The sequence below is a fragment of the Gammaproteobacteria bacterium genome (assembly GCA_013001575.1).
GTDB lineage: Bacteria > Pseudomonadota > Gammaproteobacteria > Steroidobacterales > JABDMI01 > JABDMI01.
The window spans coordinates 51,886-71,001 of record JABDMI010000036.1 but is presented as its reverse complement, the minus strand read 5'-3'; the positions used below and the strand labels follow the sequence as shown (position 1 = coordinate 71,001).

The window sequence follows — 19,116 nt, the reverse complement described above, 5'->3', positions numbered from 1 at the left end:
GCGAGTAAGCCAAAAAAGCGTGGGAAATTGATCAGCGCCGGAACCGGGGCGACTTCCCAACCGGTTTTCTCACGCAAAACTTTTGAGACTTCTTCGCATTGTGGCACCCGGTCTTCGGGAAAATCCAGAAGTTCCAAAGCATCCATATAAGCTTGCGAGGCCTCACCGGGTAAAGCCGCCTTTTGACGCGTGATCAAAGTATTCCAAATAGCATTCTCATCATCGGTGTAATGGATGATGCCATCGGCGTCCGGGATCTTGGCGGTGTATTTGGTGGATTTGCTCATAGTTACAATTGTAACAAAATTTCACACCTAATCGAATTGCGATTTTTGCTTTTACTGAAATATTAATTCAGAATTAAATTATATGTTTTAATTAATATTATTTTGAGTTTAATGGAATGGAAGAAAATATGAGATTTATTTTATTGTTAATTTGGTGTATTTCTTCAAATGTTGTCTATGCAGGCGCTACTGCTTGGTTGCCAATGGAAGTTCAATACGGTCATGTAATAGTTGATATAAAAGTTGGTGGAGTAGAGGCAAAAGCCATGCTTGATACCGGGGCAGAATCAAATGCAATTAGTAAAGCTTTTTTAAATGCTCATAATATTGAACACAGAAAAGGCAGAGAGTTTATCTTGGAGGGGGTTTATGGAAAGAGCCGTGAACGCCTTATTAATAAACTGAAAATTGATTTTCAGGGATCCGAATTTACGATGGATGGCACTATGCCATTCAGAGGCGGTGGAAATTTTTCTATGATTCTTGGTATGCCTTTTTTTAACTCGTTTGTTGTTCAAATCGATTACCCAAATGAAAAATATAGACTCATAACTCACAATAGTATGAAATTGAATGGATCTGAAAATTTAAAATTAAACCGTAATAGAAGAAAATCACGATTGACAGCACCAGTTTTGGTTAACAGTACTCACAAGGTTGATCTGTTGTTTGACACGGGAAATTCAGGTGGGATTCTTCTTTATAGACCATTGGCAGAATCAAAAGGATGGTTAGAAAAGTATGCTATTACTAAAACCAAGAGTTCAGGGATTGTAACTAGTGGTGTGGATACAGATATATTAGTATTCCCAACAGTTGAGTTTGGCCCATTTACACTAGACGATGTTATGGCTAGTGTACCAAGTAAAGGAAATTCGAAAAACCTTAGGCCTTCCGATCAGGACATACGTTATAAAGGAATTTTAGGCTATGACATGCTTAAACATTTTTTAGTTACATTGGATGCACATAATGGTCTTGCGCATTTAATGCCTAGTGCGGTAGGTGAGGAATGACTTAAGAAAACTTTTCTTCCACATACTTCTCCACCAACTCCTGAAATTCCTCGGCAATATTCTCACCCTTCAAAGTCACGTCCTTTTTCCCATCCACAAATACCGGGGCGACGGGTTTTTCGCCGGTTCCTGGTAGGGAGATACCGATGTTGGCGTGTTTGCTTTCGCCGGGGCCATTGACCACACAGCCCATCACTGCGACCTGCATTTCTTCCACGCCTTTGTATTGGGTTCGCCATTTGGGCATGGACTTGCGTAAGTATTGTTCGATGTCTTGGGCGAGTTCCTGGAAGTAGGTGCTGGTGGTGCGACCACAACCGGGGCAGGCGATCACCGCCGGGGTAAAGGCGCGTAGTCCCATGGACTGTAAAATTTCCTGAGCCACCTGAACTTCTCGTGTGCGATCACCACCCGGTTCCGGGGTGAGTGAGATTCGGATGGTGTCGCCAATGCCTTCTTGCAACAATACACCCAAGGCCGCGGTGGAGGCCACAACGCCTTTGCTGCCCATGCCGGCTTCGGTGAGTCCCAAATGCAAAGGGTAGTCACATTCTTCGGATAACCTTCGGTACACCGTGATCAGGTCTTGCACGCCACTCATTTTGCAGGAAATGATAATGCGATCTTTGCCCAGACCGATCTCTTCGGCTTTTTTGGCACTGTCCAAAGCGGAATACACCAAAGCATCGAACATGATCTCTTTGGCCGATTTGGGTTCGGCGCGTTCATGGTTCTCGTTCATTAAACGTGTGACCAGGTCTTGATCCATGCTGCCCCAGTTCACCCCGATACGGATAGGTTTGTTGTATTTAATCGCAGTTTCGATCATCGCAGCAAATTGCGGGTCACGTTTTTTACCCCGCCCGACATTCCCGGGATTGATGCGATACTTCGCCAGGGCTTGAGCACACTCGGGCACTTCTGCCAACAACTTGTGACCATTAAAATGAAAATCTCCAATGAGTGGCGTGGTGTAGCCTTGTGCGTCTAGAGCCGCCCGGATCTTGGGAACGGCTTGAGCGGCTTCCAGTTTGTCTACGGTGATTCGCACCAACTCGGAACCGGCGTCGGCCAATTGCATGACCTGTTCAACCGTTTTTTCCACATCGGCGGTGTCGGTGTTGGTCATCGACTGCACCACAATAGGGTTGTCGCCACCCAAACGAATGCCGTTAATGTTCACACAATGAGTTTGTTTACGTTGTTGCATAATTATTGCTTATTCCGATTCAATTTTTTCGACTCAAGTGTTCCGGCTTATTTATTCGCCAGCCACGCATCGATGGTGTTTTCCAGAATGTTTAACGGGATGGCACCTTGCGACAACACCAGGTCGTGAAATTCACGGACATCAAAATCCTCACCCAATTGTTTTTCGGCACGTGCACGTAATTCTTTAATTTTTAGTTCGCCGATCTTGTAAGCCAGGGCTTGTCCCGGCCAGGCAATGTAGCGGTCAATCTCGTTGACAATATCGTGTTCGGTTTTGGCGGCATTGGCTTTAAAAAAGTCGATGGCTTGCTGACGCGTCCACTGCTTGGCGTGCATGCCGGTGTCCACCACCAGTCTGACCGCGCGCCACATCTCATAGGTGAGTTGGCCAAATTTGGAATACGGGTCTTTGTATAAACCCAGATCGCCCCCCAGACTTTCCGAATACAATCCCCAGCCTTCCACAAAGGCGGTAAAGCCGCCGAGCTTTCGAAAGTTTGGCAGGTCACCCAGTTCCATGGCCAAAGCGATCTGCAAATGATGGCCGGGCATGGCTTCGTGTACGCTCAAGACCTCGATTTCGTATTTGGGGCGGGTTTCCGGTTTGTACAAATTCACATAATAAAAACCCGCGCGACTGCCGTCGGCGGCCGGGCGAGAATAGTACGCCGTGGTGGTGTCCGGGGCGATGCTGTCCGGAATCTTTTTGATCCCGTAAGGCATACGCGGCAATTTTCCGAACAATTTGACCAGTTCCGGATCGATGCGTTTGCTGGTGGCAAGGTAGGCGGTCTCGAGTTCTTCCGGCGTCGCGTAGTAGAACTGTTTGTCGGTACGCAAAAAGGTCAGGAAATCGTTAAAACTGCCGTCAAACTCCAGATCGTCAATAATCTTTTGCATCTCGCTGCGTATGCGTTTGACCTCGCTCAGACCGATCTGGTGAATCTCGTCATAGCTCAATTCGGTGGTGGTAAAGCGTTTCACGCGTTGTTGGTAAAAGGCTTGTCCATCGGGTGAATCCCACACCCCGACCGTGTCACGACAGGCTGGCAGGTATTCGTTGTTGATGAAGGCATGGAATTTTTTATAGGCTGGGATGACGCCAGCTTGAATGTTTGCGGCGGCCCGCGACTGTAATGATTTCCATTCTGAAGGTTTAATGAAATCCGGTTTGTTCTTGAAGGGTTTGTAAAACCCGCTTTCCTCGGGGCTGTCCACCAATTGCAATTGGATCTGGTCGGGAATTCTTTGCATGATGACTTTAGGCGGCAAGATATTTTTAGTTTGGCCCGCTTTCATCAAGTCGATGGTTTGTTGCATGTAGTTTGGAAAGGATTCGAGCCGCGCGATCCAGTCGAGATAATCTTTTTTGTTACTGAAGCGCAAGCTGTCGAGCATGGTGTCTTGGGTTTGAATACCGCCGCGTTGATTGAGGGGGATCAGATAGCGTTCAAAGCGACTCTCTTTCAGACGATCCACATAACCTTGTTTGAACAAGTCGTAATTCAAACGATTTGCTGCACTGAGTTGTTCGCGTTTGATGTTAGCGAGCTGGTCGAGTGTGGCTTGATCCTTGGCGCGATTTTGCGCCAGGTTTTCCAGACTGAGATCGGGCCAGCGATGGTTGTAACGTTTGTCTCCCAACATGCTGGCGCCCACCGGATTATTGGCCAGGTCGCGTTGCCATTCGGCATCAAACAGGGCCTCCAGCATTTGATCTGCACTGCCAGTGGTTTTGCCGGTTTGCGATGCGGTACTTTCCAGGGCTTGTGCTTTTGCGGAGTTTGCACTCACAGCGCAGCCGGTGAGGCTGAAAATCAGTCCAATAATCACGCACAGGCGCAGGCTTTGAGGGAGGCTAAATCTGCTTTGTTTCATAATAATCAACTTTAAGTAAACTGCGAAAACAAGATCATCTTACTGCCGACCAATACTGCGAGCTGGTTTGGCGAGAAATGAGGGGAGATTGTACCGATATTTTCAGGTCTTGACCCACTAGTCTGGCGTGGAGTCGTATGACAAATTCGGCTATCATCCTTGCTCGATCTTAGACATGGCAAGAGAGAAACTCCCGAATTTGGCGAAAGCGGTCAACGGGGGTTCACCGAAGGCGCAATCCACCCGGAAACGCTCAGGTACATCGAATTTCGATCAGGGATTGTCATGTTGATCGACTCTGGAGAGCGATGGTGCACATGGAGTTTCATTTATGGCATCAATCCACCGAAGGGGTAAGGGTTTTGTTCATTGCAGTTAGTAATTGTAAAGACTTGATCTGATCTCTCAGGTTACCGGACAGAGGGGTGGCAGATGCGTTCTTGTCCATTGACGAGAATTTGCCTGCCACCCTTTTTTATTTGTGAAATTTAATGGGTCCCCGCCTGCGCGGGGATGACAAACCGGTAATTTAATATCGTCTTTCCTGCGAAGGCAGGAAACCATGTTTTTAATAATGAGACCAGTACTATGGGTTTAAAAACACCTTTATACGACGTACATGTGGCGGCCGATGCCAAGATCGTGGATTTTGGCGGATGGGATATGCCTTTGCATTACGGTTCGCAAATGGACGAGCATCACTTTGTGCGTCAACACGCAGGAATGTTTGATGTCTCACACATGACGGTGGTGGATCTGCACGGCGAACGCACAAAAGAATTTTTACAGTATTTACTCGCCAATGATGTGGCCAAGCTCAAGACCAAGGGCAAGGCGCTGTACAGTTGTATGTTGAATGAAGCCGGTGGCGTGATCGATGACTTGATCTGTTATTACCTGCAAGACGATTTTTATCGTTTGGTGGTTAACGCCTCCACGCGCGACAAAGACATTGCCTGGATCAGCAAACAGGCACAGGATTTTGAAGTGCTTTTGATCGAGCGTGACGAAGCCGCGATGATCGCCGTACAAGGACCGCAGTCGCGGGCACTTGCGGTGGATTGTTTGACGAAGTTATTCGACCTTGATAAAGAAAAAATTCTTGCCATGTCGCCATTCAATGGCCTGGACGAGGATGAATTATTCATTGCGCGAACGGGTTACACCGGGGAAGACGGATTTGAGATCGTTCTGGATCCGGACAAAGCCATCGAATTGTGGAATCTGTTAGTTGACGCGGATGTGCACCCTTGCGGACTGGGCGCGCGCGATACCTTGCGGCTGGAAGCGGGCATGAATTTGTACGGCAATGACATGACCGAAGCCACTTCGCCATTGATCTCTGCCTTGAGCTGGACTATTGCTTTTGAGCCTGAAACACGCGATTTTATTGGCCGTGCCCCCCTGGTGAAACAAAAGGCCGAAGGCATCAATGAAAAACTGGTGGGACTATTGCTTGAAGGCCGCGGTGTGATGCGCTCGCATCAACGCGTAGTGACCGAATTTGGCGATGGTGAAATTACCTCGGGCGGATTCTCGCCCACCTTGCAACGCTCGATCGCCTACGCCCGCATTCCCAAACCAGCCAAAGGCGTTTGCCAGGTGGAGATCCGTAACAAACTTATTGATGCCAAGATCGGCAAATTGAGTTTTGTGCGCCATGGCAAACCTGTGATTGACATTTAATCGATATTTAAATCAATTTTCTCTGGAGAAAACAATGAGTACAGTTCTTGAAAATTACAAATACACCAAAACTCATGAGTGGGTCAAAGTCGAAGACGACGGCAGTGTCTTGGTCGGTATCACCGATCACGCCCAGGATGCACTGGGCGAACTGGTGTTTGTCGAGATCCCGGACCAGGGAATCAACGTAGTCGCGGGTGATGCCGTGGCGGTGGTCGAGTCGGTTAAGTCGGCTTCGGATATCTATTCACCGGTCTCCGGCGAGATCATCGCCTCGAATGAAGAGCTGGAAGCTACCCCAGAACTTGTAAATGAAGACGCCTTTGAACGTGGCTGGATCTTCCGTTTGCAACCCACCGACATGGGCGAAGTGGAAGAATTACTCGACGCGAGTGCCTACCAGGCTCAACTGGATGACGAAGATCACTAGAACTTGCGACATCAAATACCTTTGCGTTATCACCATCACAAATAATTATTAAACACAAGATCAATCACTATGCCGTTTATTCCTCATACCGAAACCGATATTCAGGAAATGCTCGAGACCATTGGAGCGCCGGATATCAATACCTTGTTTGACGAGATCCCCGACGAGTTGCGTATCAAGTCATTAAAAGTGCCCACCGGCATGAACGAAATGGAAGTCACGCGTTTAATGCACGATCGCGCCAAACTGGATGGCGAAGTGCTGAACTTTATTGGCGCCGGAGCCTATGAGCACCACATTCCTGCTGCGGTCTGGCAGATTACTACCCGGGGTGAGTTTTACAGTGCCTACACCCCGTATCAGGCCGAAGCCAGTCAGGGCACGTTGCAACTCATTTATGAATACCAGACCATGATGACGGCACTGACCGGTATGGATATTTCCAATGCCTCGATGTACGACGGTGCCTCGGCGCTTGCCGAAGCCTGTTTGATGTCGGTGCGCGCGCAACGACGCAACAAAAGTAAACGTATTCTATTGCCGCAAACGGTGCATCCGTTTTATCGCGAAGTGGTCAAGAACATTGCCGGCACCCAAGATCTGGAATTTGTGGATATTCCTTTCGACCCGCAAAGCGGCAAGATCGATCTTGATGCGGTCAAGGCCGAGATCGAAAAGGGCATTGTCTCGCTGGTGATCCCACAACCCAATTTCTTTGGGGTGCTTGAACCGGTGGATGAGTTGGTGGATATGGCGCATGCTGCCAATGCTTTGGCCATTGCTGTGGTTAATCCGATCTCACTGGCCTTGCTCAAAGCGCCGGGCGAGTGGGGCAATGCGGAAGAGAATCGCGGTGCCGATATTGTGTGTGGAGAAGGCCAGCCACTGGGAGTGCCAGTGTCTTCGGGTGGCCCATACTTTGGCTTCATGTGCTGCAAACAGGCCCATGTGCGTCAAATGCCGGGGCGCATTGTCGGGCGTACCGTTGATCTGGACGGCAAACAGGGTTTTGCCCTAACGTTGCAGGCGCGTGAACAACACATTCGTCGCTCCAAAGCGACCTCGAACATTTGCACCAACCAGGGTTTGATGGTGACCGCCGCGACCATATACATGTCTTTGCTGGGGTCGGAAGGACTGGAGCGGGTTGCGGCAAGTTCGTATAACAATACCCAAAAGTTGGTTAAAAAACTGACCGCCATTGACGGGGTCGAACCCGTATTCAGTGGCGAGTTTTTTCACGAAGCGGTGGTACAACTGCCACGCGGTGCAACCAAGGTTCTGGAAGATCTTTCTCATCAGGATATTGCTGGCGGTGTGGCATTGGGAGACTTTTATCCCGAATTAAAAGACTGCATTGTGGTCTGTGCCACCGAAACCAAAACCGAAGAAGACCTGGATGTATTCGCCCTCGAGCTTAAAACCATCCTGTCGCACTAGAAATTAAATGTATTTCAATAATTTTAGAAATTTAATGGAGAAAATAGCATGACTACAGTAAATCTTGGCGGCAATGCCGTTTCAGTAAATGGTGAGCTCCCTAAAGTCGGACAAAGCGCACCGGATTTCAAATTAACCAATGGCGATTTGGCTGATGTGAGTCTGGGTGATTTTTCAGGCAAGAAAAAACTCTTGAGTATTTTTCCAAGTGTCGATACCGCAACCTGTGCCTTGTCGACTAAAAAATTCAATGACTACGCCAAACAGCACGCCGACACCGTGATGTTAATGATCTCGGCCGATCTGCCTTTTGCGCAAGGTCGTTTTTGTGGCGACGAAGGGCTTGAAAATGTGCACACTTTGTCAATGATGCGCGACAAGAATTTCGCCAAAGACTACGGCGTATTGTTGCAAGACGGTCCGCTGGCCGGTGTGACGGCGCGTGCGATTGTTGTGCTTGATGGTGACAATAAAGTGTTGCACACAGAATTGGTCGGCGAGATCGGTGATGAGCCGGATTATGAATCGGCTTTGGCTGCTTTAGCTAAATAATAATTCGCCACCTAACATACCTTTTAATTCATACTTTCAAAACCGGATAATACCAATGTTGATTTTTGAACATTCTCACACGGGTCGCTTTGCAAACGCACAGGCGCCACACGCACTGGCCGACACCAATATTCCCGAGCATCTGCAACGCCGCAGTCGTGCCAACTTGCCGGAAGTGTCGGAAATGCAGGCGGTCAGACATTACACGCGTTTGTCGCAAAAGAATTTCTCCATCGATACGCATTTTTATCCACTTGGTTCGTGCACAATGAAGTACAACCCGCGGGCTTGTAACTCCTTGGCTATGTTGCCGGAATTTATACAGCGTCATCCCCTGGCGCCGGTTTCGCATGGTCAGGGTTTTATGCAATGTATGTATGAATTACAGGACATGCTCGAGGAAGTGACGGGTATGGCGGCCGTAACCTTGTCGCCCATGGCCGGTGCCCAGGGCGAGTTTGCCGGTGTTGCCATGATCATGGCCTATCACAAGGCCAATAATGACCTGGAACGTAATCAGATCATTGTTCCGGACGCGGCACATGGCACCAATCCGGCCACCGCGATCATGTGTGGCTGCGAAGTCATCGAGATTCCAACCAAAAAAGACGGCGATGTGGATATCGAAGCCCTTAAGGCGGTACTTGGTCCGAAAACGGCCGGCATTATGCTGACCAATCCGTCCACTCTGGGTGTGTTCGAACGTCGCATTAAAGAGATCGCCGGACTGGTGCACGACGCCGGTGGCTTGTTGTATTACGACGGCGCCAACCTCAACGCCATTCTTGGTCAGGTTCGTCCCGGTGACATGGGCTTTGATGTGATCCATATGAATTTACACAAAACTTTCTCCACCCCGCACGGCGGTGGAGGCCCGGGTGCCGGTGCGGTCGGGGTGAGCAAGCGCTTGAAACCGTTCATGCCTATTCCCTTTGTGTTAAAAGGCTCGGAGCAATCCGAACGCACGTATACCTGGGCAACCGAAAAAGAAATGCCACAAAGCATCGGACGTTTATCGGCCTTTATGGGCAATGCCGGAGTGTTGTTGCGCGCTTATGTTTACGCACGTATGCTCGGAAAGGAGGGCATGCAACGGGTGGCCGAATTTGCTACTTTGAATGCCAACTACCTGATGAAACGTTTGGCCGATGGCGGATTCGATCTGGCTTTCCCGGAGCGCCGCGCCAGTCATGAGTTTATTGTTACCCTGAAAAAACAGGCCAAAGAACTCAAGGTCAATGCCATGGATTTTGCCAAAGCCCTGCTCGATGAAGGCTACCACGCACCCACTACCTACTTTCCATTGCTGGTACCGGAATGTTTACTGATCGAACCGACCGAAACCGAAGCCAAAGAAGATCTGGATGGATTTATTGATGCCATGATCAAAATCTTGCACGATTCCGAAACCGACGCAGCCAAGGTTAAAGGCGCTCCCTACACCACCCCGGTAAGACGACTGGATGATGTGCGTGCTGCTAAGCAATTGGACGTGCGTTATCAACCGGATGCCGCTTAGCGAAAAGGGTCTATGCATTTCACGCTTGATAAAGCACTGGAGCGGTTGTCGACGTCATCCACCTGGGCATTTTTTTATGGACCCGATGGTGGCGAATAAAAATAAGTACATCGGGAATTATAAGCATGGCTAACCAGAAAGCGACCGGTCTAAAACGTATCCTCAATGCGTTTAAATATTCCTGGCAGGGACTGGTTGCCGCGTATCAGAATGAACAAGCCTTTCGACAAGAATTGGTCAAAGTGGCACTCGGAATTCCGCTCGCATTATGGTGGGGCGATAACGGGCTTGAGTACGCACTACTGATCAGTACCCTGATCATAATATTGATCGCCGAACTGGTTAACAGTGCCCTGGAAGCGGTGGTCGATCGTTTTGGTGGCGAAATACACCAATTATCCGGACGTGCCAAAGACATGGGGTCGGCGGTGGTCTTGCTTGCCTTTGTGAATCATATAGTGGTCTGGACCTGTGTATTGTATGATGACTTTCTGGCCTTTTTGGCCACCCTGTAAATTGGCATTTAAGAAATAATTTAATTCCCGAGTTTTTCAACCAGATAGATACAAAAGGAAATCGCTATGTCCGCGTTGATCTGTGGCTCTTTTGCTTACGATAACATTATGGTTTTTCCCGGCCATTTCAAAGATCATATTCTGCCCGACAGCATTCATATGTTGAATGTGTCATTCATGGTTCCGCAAATGCGTAAGGAATTTGGTGGTTGTGCCGGAAACATTGCCTACAATCTGAAATTACTCGGTGGCGAAGGCAAGCCCATGGGCACGGTTGGCAGCGACTTTGCTCCCTACGCCGACTGGATGGACTCCAATGGCATAGCGCGTGATTATTTACAGGAAATTTCGGGGCAATACACCGCACAGGCGTACATCACGACCGATCTTGACGATAATCAGATCACCGCTTTTCACCCCGGGGCCATGGGCGAGTCGCATTTGAACGCGGTACCAAGCGATGCCGGTTTCAAGATCGGGATCATATCCCCCGATGGCAAACAGGGCATGCAAGAACACGCCGAACAATTTGCTGACGCCGGGATCCCGTTTTTGTTTGATCCGGGCCAGGGCTTACCCATGTTCAATGGTGAAGAGCTGAATCGTTTTATCGAATTGGCCGATTACATTGTGGTTAATGATTACGAAGCCAAAATGATGCAGGATAAAACCGGTATGTCACCAATGGAAATGGCCGACCGCGCCAAAGCCATGATCATTACCCGCGGTGCTGAAGGGTCTATTATCTTTACGCCCGATACCCGGCGTACCGATATCCCGGCGGTCACCCCGATTGATGTGATCGATCCCACCGGTTGCGGTGACGCTTACCGGGCCGGACTCTTGTACGCTTTGATGCAAGGCATGGATCTTGAAACCGCCGGTTGCGTTGCCTCTTTACTCGGCTCGATAAAAATTTCTCACGCGGGCACTCAAAATCACAGTTTTAGTCAGCAAGAATTCTCACAACAATTTGAACGTTCTTTTGGCCGAAGTCTCTAAACTGCATTATTAATAAAAATAAGTTTTTACATGAATAAATTTTCTGTTTTCTCGCGCCTGTGTGTATTGTGTGTGTGGCTGTTTGTCGTCAATTTCAGCTTCGCAGACGTCACCCCGCTCAACACCAGCGCCCAGTGGCAAAAAACCCTGGACCACATCAGTAATGGCGTGATCTCGATCCGGGTGGATGGCACCCGTGCTTTTGACACCGACTGGAACCAGTCCACTCAGGCAACCGGATTTATTGTGGATAAACAACGCGGCATCATTTTGACCAACCGGCATGTGGTTATGGGTGGGCCGGCGATCGCCGAAGGTGTGTTTTTAAATCATGAGGAGATCGAACTCAAACCCATCTATCGGGACCCTGTGCATGACTTTGGTTTTTTTCAGTACAACCCCGAACAACTTAAATTTATTGAGCCGGTGGAACTGCCTTTAAAGCCCGAGAATGCGGTAAAAAGTCTGGATATTCGCGTAGTGGGAAACGATGCCGGTGAACAATTATCAATTTTGGCGGGCACGCTGGCCAAACTCGACCGCACTGCACCGGCCTATGGACGGAATAGCTTCAACGATTTTAATACCTTTTATTTTCAGGCCGCTTCCAGCACTTCCGGGGGCTCATCCGGTTCACCGGTATTGGATGTGCACGGCAATGTGATTGCTTTGAATGCGGGCGCTAGTTCCCAGGCGGCATCGAGTTTCTTCTTACCCCTGGATCGGGTAGTGCGTGCTTTACGCCTGATTCAGCAACAACGGCCGGTTACACGCGGCAGTATCCAGACGGTATTCGAACACAAACCCTATGATGAGCTGCGTCGTTTGGGTTTGAGTGAGGATGTAGAGCGACAAGCGCGCCAACAATTCCCGGAATCCAAAGGCTTGTTGGTGGTTACCCAGGTCTTGCCTGGCAGTCCGGCCAGTGATGCCCTTGATCCCGGCGATATCGTGACCCATATTAATGGTCGCTTGTTTGCCGATTTTGTCACACTGGAAGCCACTCTGGATAACAGCGTTGAACAAAATGTGAATTTTTCTATTCAACGCGGGGACAAGAATTTTGACGCTAGTATCCAGGTTGATGATCTGCATAAACTGACCGCCGACGAATATTTAGAGATCGGCAATGGGGTCGTACATACCTTGTCGTATCAACAAGCGCGTAATTTCAATGTGCCGGTGCAGGGTGCGTTTATTGCGAATCCGGGTTACATGTTTGGTAATGCCGGCATTCCGCGTGCTGCGGTGGTACGCAGTATGAATAATAAAAATATTGATTCGCTGGACGATATGATCGCGGTGATCAGTGAAATGCACGATAAAGAAAAAATTCCGGTGCAATATTTCACCGCAAGCGATCCCAAGCTTTTGGAAACCCGCGTGGTTTACATGGAACACCAATGGTTTCCGGTGCAGCGCTGCAAACGCGATGACCGCAATGGCAGTTGGCCATGTGCCCGCATCAGCGGTGCGGATAATGGCGTTGATCCCGAAGTTTCAAGTACCTCGTTTGTTCTGAATGGGGATCCTCTGGCGAATAAACTGGCGCCGTCCCTGGTCATGGTCAGTTTTGATGCGCCGTATTATGTGGCCGGTATTGCCGAAACCAATTATTACGGCACCGGAATTGTGACCAATGCCAAAAAAGGCTACGTCATGGTGGATCGCAACACCGTTCCGATCGAGATCGGTGATGTGCGACTGACCTTTGCAGGGTCACTGGAGATTTCAGGAAAGGTCGAATACATCCACCCGGTCCATAATCTGGCCGTGGTTTCATACAATCCTGAATTAATTGGAACTACACCAGTCAAGGCCGTGCAGTTTGACACCCGACCCTTGCAGTCTGGCGAGGAAGTGAGCGTGATCGGTTTGCAGCCGGATCAAAAGCTTCTCAGCCAGCGTACCCAGGTCTCATCCGTGGATGAATGGTACGCGCCATTGTCTTCTTACTTTGGTTACCGCGACACCAATATTGAAGTAGTCTCCCTGGTGAATGCGCCGGACAATATTGATGGCGTGATCGTGGATAGCAAAGGTCGGGTACGGGCCAAATGGGCGAGTTTTGCGTATTCGGCCGGACGCAGCGGAGGCCAGGTTGCCCGTGGCATTCCCAGTGTGTATCTGATCGATGCCGCCGAGCAAGTAGAAAAACGCAATTACCGTTCGGCCGAGATCGAGTTGTCGACGATCTCACTGGCCGGGGCGCGCAAACGTGGCTTGCCGAATGAGTGGGCCAAACGCCTGGAAAAACACAATCCGCAACGGCGCAAAGTTCTGGAAGTGGAGCGTACCGTGAGTGGTGCGCCTTCCGAAGATATGGTCAAACCCGGAGACTTGTTACTGGCGATTGATGATCGTGCGGTCAGCAGTTTCCGCGATGTGGAACTGGCCATGCAAAAAGACCGGATCAAACTCAGTTTGTGGCGCAATAATGAATTGATCACGCTCGAAATTCCGACTGTGGTCTTGAGTCACGAGAGCGTGGAACGTGTGGTGGTGTGGTCCGGGGCTTATTTACACAAACCGCATCGCGCTTTATTGGCACAACGCAAAATGGATACTGACGGGGTTTATGTCTCGTATTACGCCTTTGGTTCACCCGCCACACGCTACGGACTCTGGGCCGGGCAACGCATTGTCGAGATCGATGGTCAGGTAATAGCCGATCTCGACGACCTTATCAATGCGGTCAAGAACAAACAACATCGCGAGTCTTTACGCATTAAAACGTTGGCTTGGAATAATCAGGCTCGCGTTATCACCTTAAAACTAGATACCCAGTTCTGGCCGTTCTATCAATTGGTCAAAACCACTAAAGGCTGGGAACGGCAAGTATTGTAGTTTAAGCATGTCGTACATCCCGAACCAGGAAGAGTTGGATCTTGTTGAGCAAATATCACAAGGCACTTATCCGGGTGAGCAATTCACGCATCGCAAGCATTTGCATTTAGCCTGGTTGCACGCCCATAGTCATGAACCACACCAAGCTGTTCTACGTATGTGTGCGGATATTCAAAGCTATGTAAAGGTTTTAGGCGCGGCGGATAAATTTAATTTGACGGTTACAGCCGTGTTGGCGGCCGAGGTAGTAACGCGAGTAATTGCGCAAAAAAATCTGCAAAATTTTGCCGACTGGTTATCCCGACATCCGGATCTTGAATATCATGCTTTGGATTTGCTTAAGGGGCTTTATACGCCCGAGCAACTGCAATCGGCACAGGCCAAAGAAACAATGCTATGGCCAGACCTGGCCGGGTTTTCATATGAAGTGCAAGAAATACTTGAACAAGCATTTTCATAAAGACGGCCGTCCATCATAGCAAAGACTGGCGAAATCCCGAAATTTTAGACCTATTCCAATTATAAAAATTTGCCCAAGCTTGCTCATTGACCGTCTAAATCCTTTTTAAATCAATGAATTATGCTACATTACCGCTAATTGGGACAGTGCTTTTGGCGCTTAACCCAAGAACAAAAGCAAATAATATTTTCATAACGACACACATTCCTGGGGAGGAGTCAGATGTCAAATCTTGGTAAGTTAGGTGGTATAGCGGTCATTATTGGCCTTGGTCTTTCAGTAGTCGGTGCATTCGCCGCCATGCCCGAGTGGTTCACCTGGGTGCTGGTTGTAGCAGGTTTGCTCACAGGCTTTTTTAATGTCAGTGATGCCGAATCTAGAAGGTTCTTGTTGGCCGCGATTGGCTTGATCGTTGCAGCCGATGCTGTGGACTCGATTCCAATGGTCGGAGATGTTGTCACCACGATCATGAACAATCTGGTGGTGTTCTTGTCGCCTGCGGTTTTACTGGTTGCACTGAAGAGCTTATTCGCAACCGTAAAAGATTAAATCTCGGATAGATCAATCGGAAGAAATCAAATCTTCAGTAAAGAATTAAAGGTGTAAGTGAAGAATCTAAAACTATAAAAACCCACAAGCAAACCCTTCAAGCCCACTTCATGTGGGCTTTTTTATTTGTATGGCTAGTTCAAATTACTTACTGAACATTAAGTATGTTCTGAATTATCGGGTCAATGACCGGTTTGGCTTCCTGGAAGTGACTGCTGTACAACATGAAGGTAACGATCAGTACTGCGATAAATATCAGGAGCTTGTTTTTTTTGTGTCCGGCCGGAGGCGGCCCGTATTTATTGGGCTGAGCGACACCACGGGCAAACAACAGGATCAAACCAATGATCATGCTCACTGGTACCGCCAGTAAAGAAATAACCGGAATACCCAGAGCTGGAATAAAAAAGATAGTGGCGGTCCAGGCCGAGTAGCCCAGGTCATGCAATCGCTGAATGGCAAATGACAACACCGCAAGCATACCGATCAAGTTGATCCACAACCCCAGATTTGCGGATCTATCCATACTGTCGGGATCAAAAGCTGCCGTAAAAGCAATAATGATCGGATTTATTCCAAATAACTTGTGCGCCAGTAATTCAAACAAGTAAACCGTAAATATCAGAATAGCAAAATCCAGACGGTTCAAGCGTTTTCCAATGCCGGTCAGATTTTTCATGACATAGGGATGAGCGCTCAATTCAGGACTTGCATGATAATCGTTATTTGTTTCGATCTCGTTATCGTGCTGTTCGGGTTCCGGGTTTTGCATATACATTCCTGTGGGTTAATTGACAAGTTGAGCGATCAGGGATTCTAGATCATGAATAGCCGCACTGCACATTGTACCTTCACACACATACGCAACGGAAATTTCACGGAATACTTTACTGCTTAAGGCATCGGGTAAATTTTCAGCATGGTTTGGAATGGCAAAAACCAGGGTTTTGGGGCTATAGAGTTTTTGTAAACTGTTTTTCCAGTTGTCGATGTCGGCACTTTCGCCTCGAATAATGAACTGTTTTCCAGGTTCCAGATACTCATCCAGTACTGTGAGCAAACTGGCGTGCGCCTGGGGCGATTTATCCATTTCCAGGTAACTGCAATTCAAGGCTTTTTCAGCCGCTTGTAAATAATCCGGGTTACCGAGTAAATAACCCAGGCGTAACAAACACTTTATGGCAACTGCATTGCCCGATGGCAAGGCATCGTCACTGAAGGTCAGCGGGCGATAAAGTAAAGTCTCTTCATCACTGTGCGCGGTGTAATAAAAACCCCCATTCTCGGCCTGGTATTCCTTAATGATCACATCGGCCAGATCACACGCCCAAAGCAATAGATCTGTGTCCCAGTTATTTTGCAGTGCTTCGAGTATGGCGTCCAAGGTGAAAGCGTATTCATCAATAAAGGCGTGTTTGGGGTGGGAATGTTCGCCCATTTGTACGCGCAGATTGCCATGCTGGTCTAATTCCGACTTGATGGAGTGTAAGAGTGCGAAGGCTTGGTGTTTGATGTTTTCCGATTCCAGAATGCGTCCACTGATACTCAAGCCTCGGGCGAGTAGGGCATTCCAGGCGGTTAAGAGTTTATTATCTCGTTGTGGGCGAACACGCCGATTCCTGACCTCAAGTAATTGTTGCTTGCTGAGATTGATTCTGTTTTGAATTTGTTCGCGTGGCGTGTTGGTGTTTTCGGCGAGTGCCGCGACATCGGCGATCTGGTGTAAATGATAGTGGCCCTCAAAATTTGCTGAGCCAGCAATATTGTAATGTTGCTCAAGCAGGTGCAAGTCATCGAAATCCAGCACACTCTCCAGTTCCTCACGTGACCAGACATAGAATTTTCCTTCAACGCCCTCCGAATCCGCATCGAGGGTTGCATAAAAGGCCCGGTTTGGATGCTGCATATCGGCCACCAGCCATTCAATACTGTTACTGACGATCTCACGGTAAAAGGGTTCCCCGCTGATCTGGAAAAGTTGAGCGTACAAGGGAATCAGTTGGGCGTTGTCGTACAACATTTTTTCAAAATGCGGGATCATCCAGGCTTGATCCACACTGTAGCGATAAAAACCTCCGCGGATCTGGTCATACAGGCCACCACGCGCCATGTGTTGCAGGGTTTGACTGACCATAAACAGCAATTGCCGATCCGGTTCCTCGTCGTATGCGGTAAGTGCCCACTGCTGTAATAAGAATTCCAGACTGGAGGGGAAAGGAAATTTCGGAGCCCCGCCAAAACCACCAAACTGTTGATCAAATTGACCCCGCAACACCGTCAAGGCCTTAATGATCGGGGTCTTGTCGAGTTTGTTGCTCGGAGTCAGTTCGCGTTGGTCGAAGGAATTGAAAAAATTCTTGATCTGTTCGCCCTGGGTCTGAATGCTTTCGCCTTCGTTTTGAAAATATTGGGCAATTCGCTGGATCAATTCCGGAAAGCCCGGCATGCCATGGCGAGGTTCGGGCGGAAAGTAGGTGCCGGCAAAAAAGGGGATGTGTTGATCGGGGGTTAAAAACACCGTTAACGGCCAACCGCCAGGACGTTGTAACAAAAGTTGATGCGTGAGTTGATAGATCTTGTCGAGGTCGGGGCGTTCTTCACGATCAAGTTTAATGTTCACAAAATGTTCATTCATGATGGCCGCGGTGTTTTTGTCCGAAAACGATTCATGCGCCATCACATGACACCAGTGACAGGCCGAGTACCCGATGGACAACAAAATGGGTTTGTTTTGCGCACGCGCCTGAGCCAGTGCTTCAGTGTCCCACGGTTGCCAGTGCACAGGGTCATTGGCGTGTTGCAGGAGATAGGGGCTGGTGGAGTCTTGCAGGCGATTTATGGGCATATGCAGCGATCTTGTGTGCTTTTGAAACAACTGGTAACAAATGCTCATGCTACACTATTCCGCGATGTTCACCTATCCTGAAATCAATCCTTATATCTTCAAGCTCGGCCCCATTGGACCTACCTGGTACGGTTTGATGTATGTGCTCGGCTTTGTATTTGCGATCGTGTTTTTGAAACGCCGGGCAAAATTACAAGCCTGGCGTGGCTGGACCTCCGAACAAGCCGAGGACATGATCTTTTATGGCATCTGGGGTGTGATCCTGGGTGGACGCCTGGGTTATGTGCTGTTTTACAACACCAACATGTTATGGACCGATCCGATCGGTATTTTCAAGTTCTGGGAAGGCGGAATGTCATTTCACGGGGGCTTGTTGGGCGTTTTGGCTATGATGTGGTTGTACGCCAAACGCACGCAACGAACCTTTTTTCAGGTTACGGATTTTCTTGCACCTGGCGTTGCACCGGGTTTACTGTTTGGTCGAATGGGTAATTTTATTAATGGCGAACTCTGGGGCAAGCCGACCGATTCGGTTCTCGGGGTGAATTATCGTGGCCAAGTCCTGCATCCTTCGCAACTCTACGAAGCCTTGCTCGAAGGACTGGTCTTGTTCATCATCCTGTGGTGGGTTTCTAGAAAACCGACCAGAACCCGTTTAATATCGGGTCTGTTCCTGTTCTTTTACGGCCTGTTCCGTTTTATGATTGAATTCGTCAGAGTGCCTGACAGTCATTTGGGGTATCAAATGTTTGGCTGGGTTACTCGCGGACAACAATTGTGTTTTTTGATGGTCGTGTTTGGTTTGTATCTGATCTATACCTCTCGAAATCAGCCACTCAATCAAGTGACTTAAATTTTAACCTTTAGTAATACCTTCA

At 48.6% G+C, this 19,116-nt stretch carries 17 protein-coding genes and 2 riboswitches; of the genes, 12 read left to right on the top strand and 5 right to left on the bottom strand.

Going from position 1 to position 19,116, the window contains the following annotated elements:
* Nucleotides 1–287: phenylalanine 4-monooxygenase (phhA, locus tag HKN88_03600; GenBank protein NNC97139.1), on the bottom strand; the 287-nt coding region annotated here is incomplete at its 3' end.
* Between the two features lie 116 nt (nucleotides 288–403).
* On the opposite strand from phhA, the gene HKN88_03595 reads away from it, so the two are divergent.
* Nucleotides 404–1,303 carry a hypothetical protein gene (locus tag HKN88_03595; GenBank protein NNC97138.1) on the top strand — a complete coding sequence of 300 codons (900 nt, stop codon included), beginning with the start codon at nucleotides 404–406 and terminating at the stop codon, nucleotides 1,301–1,303.
* A gap of 1 nt (nucleotide 1,304) precedes the next feature.
* Here the strand turns inward: HKN88_03595 and ispG are convergent, their stop codons facing one another.
* Both ispG and HKN88_03585 read right to left on the bottom strand, forming a co-directional pair.
* Nucleotides 1,305–2,513: a flavodoxin-dependent (E)-4-hydroxy-3-methylbut-2-enyl-diphosphate synthase gene (gene ispG / locus HKN88_03590; protein NNC97137.1), complete on the bottom strand. Its 1,209-nt coding sequence runs from the start codon at nucleotides 2,511–2,513 to the stop codon at nucleotides 1,305–1,307.
* A 47-nt stretch (nucleotides 2,514–2,560) separates the two neighbouring features.
* Nucleotides 2,561–4,228, bottom strand: a complete 1,668-nt coding sequence (locus HKN88_03585; GenBank protein NNC97136.1) for a DUF885 domain-containing protein — start codon at nucleotides 4,226–4,228, stop codon at nucleotides 2,561–2,563.
* Nucleotides 4,229–4,562: 334 nt separating this feature from the next.
* Nucleotides 4,563–4,673, top strand: a riboswitch (glycine riboswitch).
* A gap of 8 nt (nucleotides 4,674–4,681) precedes the next feature.
* Nucleotides 4,682–4,824: riboswitch (glycine riboswitch) on the top strand.
* 157 nt (nucleotides 4,825–4,981) lie between these two features.
* Here HKN88_03585 and gcvT point away from each other — a divergent pair.
* The 10 genes from gcvT (at nucleotide 4,982) to HKN88_03535 (ending at nucleotide 15,393) form a co-directional block, all read left to right on the top strand.
* Nucleotides 4,982–6,079, top strand: coding sequence for a glycine cleavage system aminomethyltransferase GcvT (gene gcvT, locus HKN88_03580; GenBank protein NNC97135.1), 1,098 nt, complete (start codon nucleotides 4,982–4,984; stop codon nucleotides 6,077–6,079).
* Nucleotides 6,080–6,113: 34 nt separating this feature from the next.
* On the top strand, nucleotides 6,114–6,509 hold the full coding sequence (gene gcvH, locus HKN88_03575; GenBank protein NNC97134.1) for a glycine cleavage system protein GcvH: 396 nt from the start codon (nucleotides 6,114–6,116) through the stop codon (nucleotides 6,507–6,509).
* A gap of 69 nt (nucleotides 6,510–6,578) precedes the next feature.
* Entirely contained in the window at nucleotides 6,579–7,949 is a 1,371-nt protein-coding gene (gene gcvPA, locus HKN88_03570) for an aminomethyl-transferring glycine dehydrogenase subunit GcvPA (protein NNC97133.1), read from the top strand.
* A gap of 48 nt (nucleotides 7,950–7,997) precedes the next feature.
* Nucleotides 7,998–8,501, top strand: a complete 504-nt coding sequence (tpx, locus tag HKN88_03565) for a thiol peroxidase (protein NNC97132.1) — start codon at nucleotides 7,998–8,000, stop codon at nucleotides 8,499–8,501.
* Between the two features lie 55 nt (nucleotides 8,502–8,556).
* Nucleotides 8,557–10,020 (top strand): aminomethyl-transferring glycine dehydrogenase subunit GcvPB, encoded by a 1,464-nt coding sequence (gene gcvPB, locus HKN88_03560; protein ID NNC97131.1) that lies wholly within the window; start codon nucleotides 8,557–8,559, stop codon nucleotides 10,018–10,020.
* A gap of 125 nt (nucleotides 10,021–10,145) precedes the next feature.
* Complete coding sequence (locus HKN88_03555) at nucleotides 10,146–10,535, top strand: diacylglycerol kinase (GenBank protein ID NNC97130.1); 390 nt, start codon at nucleotides 10,146–10,148, stop codon at nucleotides 10,533–10,535.
* A gap of 66 nt (nucleotides 10,536–10,601) precedes the next feature.
* Nucleotides 10,602–11,537 (top strand): carbohydrate kinase family protein, encoded by a 936-nt coding sequence (locus HKN88_03550; protein NNC97129.1) that lies wholly within the window; start codon nucleotides 10,602–10,604, stop codon nucleotides 11,535–11,537.
* A 30-nt stretch (nucleotides 11,538–11,567) separates the two neighbouring features.
* A complete protein-coding gene (locus HKN88_03545) occupies nucleotides 11,568–14,384 on the top strand; it encodes a PDZ domain-containing protein (protein ID NNC97128.1) in 2,817 nt (938 codons plus the stop codon).
* Nucleotides 14,385–14,391: 7 nt separating this feature from the next.
* Complete coding sequence (locus tag HKN88_03540; GenBank protein ID NNC97127.1) at nucleotides 14,392–14,844, top strand: hypothetical protein; 453 nt, start codon at nucleotides 14,392–14,394, stop codon at nucleotides 14,842–14,844.
* Nucleotides 14,845–15,066: 222 nt separating this feature from the next.
* On the top strand, nucleotides 15,067–15,393 hold the full coding sequence (locus HKN88_03535; GenBank protein ID NNC97126.1) for a hypothetical protein: 327 nt from the start codon (nucleotides 15,067–15,069) through the stop codon (nucleotides 15,391–15,393).
* 148 nt (nucleotides 15,394–15,541) lie between these two features.
* Here HKN88_03535 and HKN88_03530 read toward each other — a convergent pair whose 3' ends face one another.
* Together HKN88_03530 and HKN88_03525 are read right to left on the bottom strand one after the other, a co-directional pair.
* Nucleotides 15,542–16,165, bottom strand: coding sequence for a DUF805 domain-containing protein (locus HKN88_03530; GenBank protein ID NNC97125.1), 624 nt, complete (start codon nucleotides 16,163–16,165; stop codon nucleotides 15,542–15,544).
* 15 nt (nucleotides 16,166–16,180) lie between these two features.
* The gene (locus tag HKN88_03525) at nucleotides 16,181–18,238 is read right to left on the bottom strand and encodes a thioredoxin domain-containing protein (protein NNC97124.1); all 2,058 of its coding nucleotides are present in this window, start codon (nucleotides 18,236–18,238) and stop codon (nucleotides 16,181–16,183) included.
* 64 nt (nucleotides 18,239–18,302) lie between these two features.
* Here HKN88_03525 and HKN88_03520 point away from each other — a divergent pair, with 64 nt between their 5' ends.
* A complete protein-coding gene (locus HKN88_03520) occupies nucleotides 18,303–19,091 on the top strand; it encodes a prolipoprotein diacylglyceryl transferase (GenBank protein NNC97123.1) in 789 nt (262 codons plus the stop codon).
* Nucleotides 19,092–19,116: the final 25 nt, after the last annotated feature.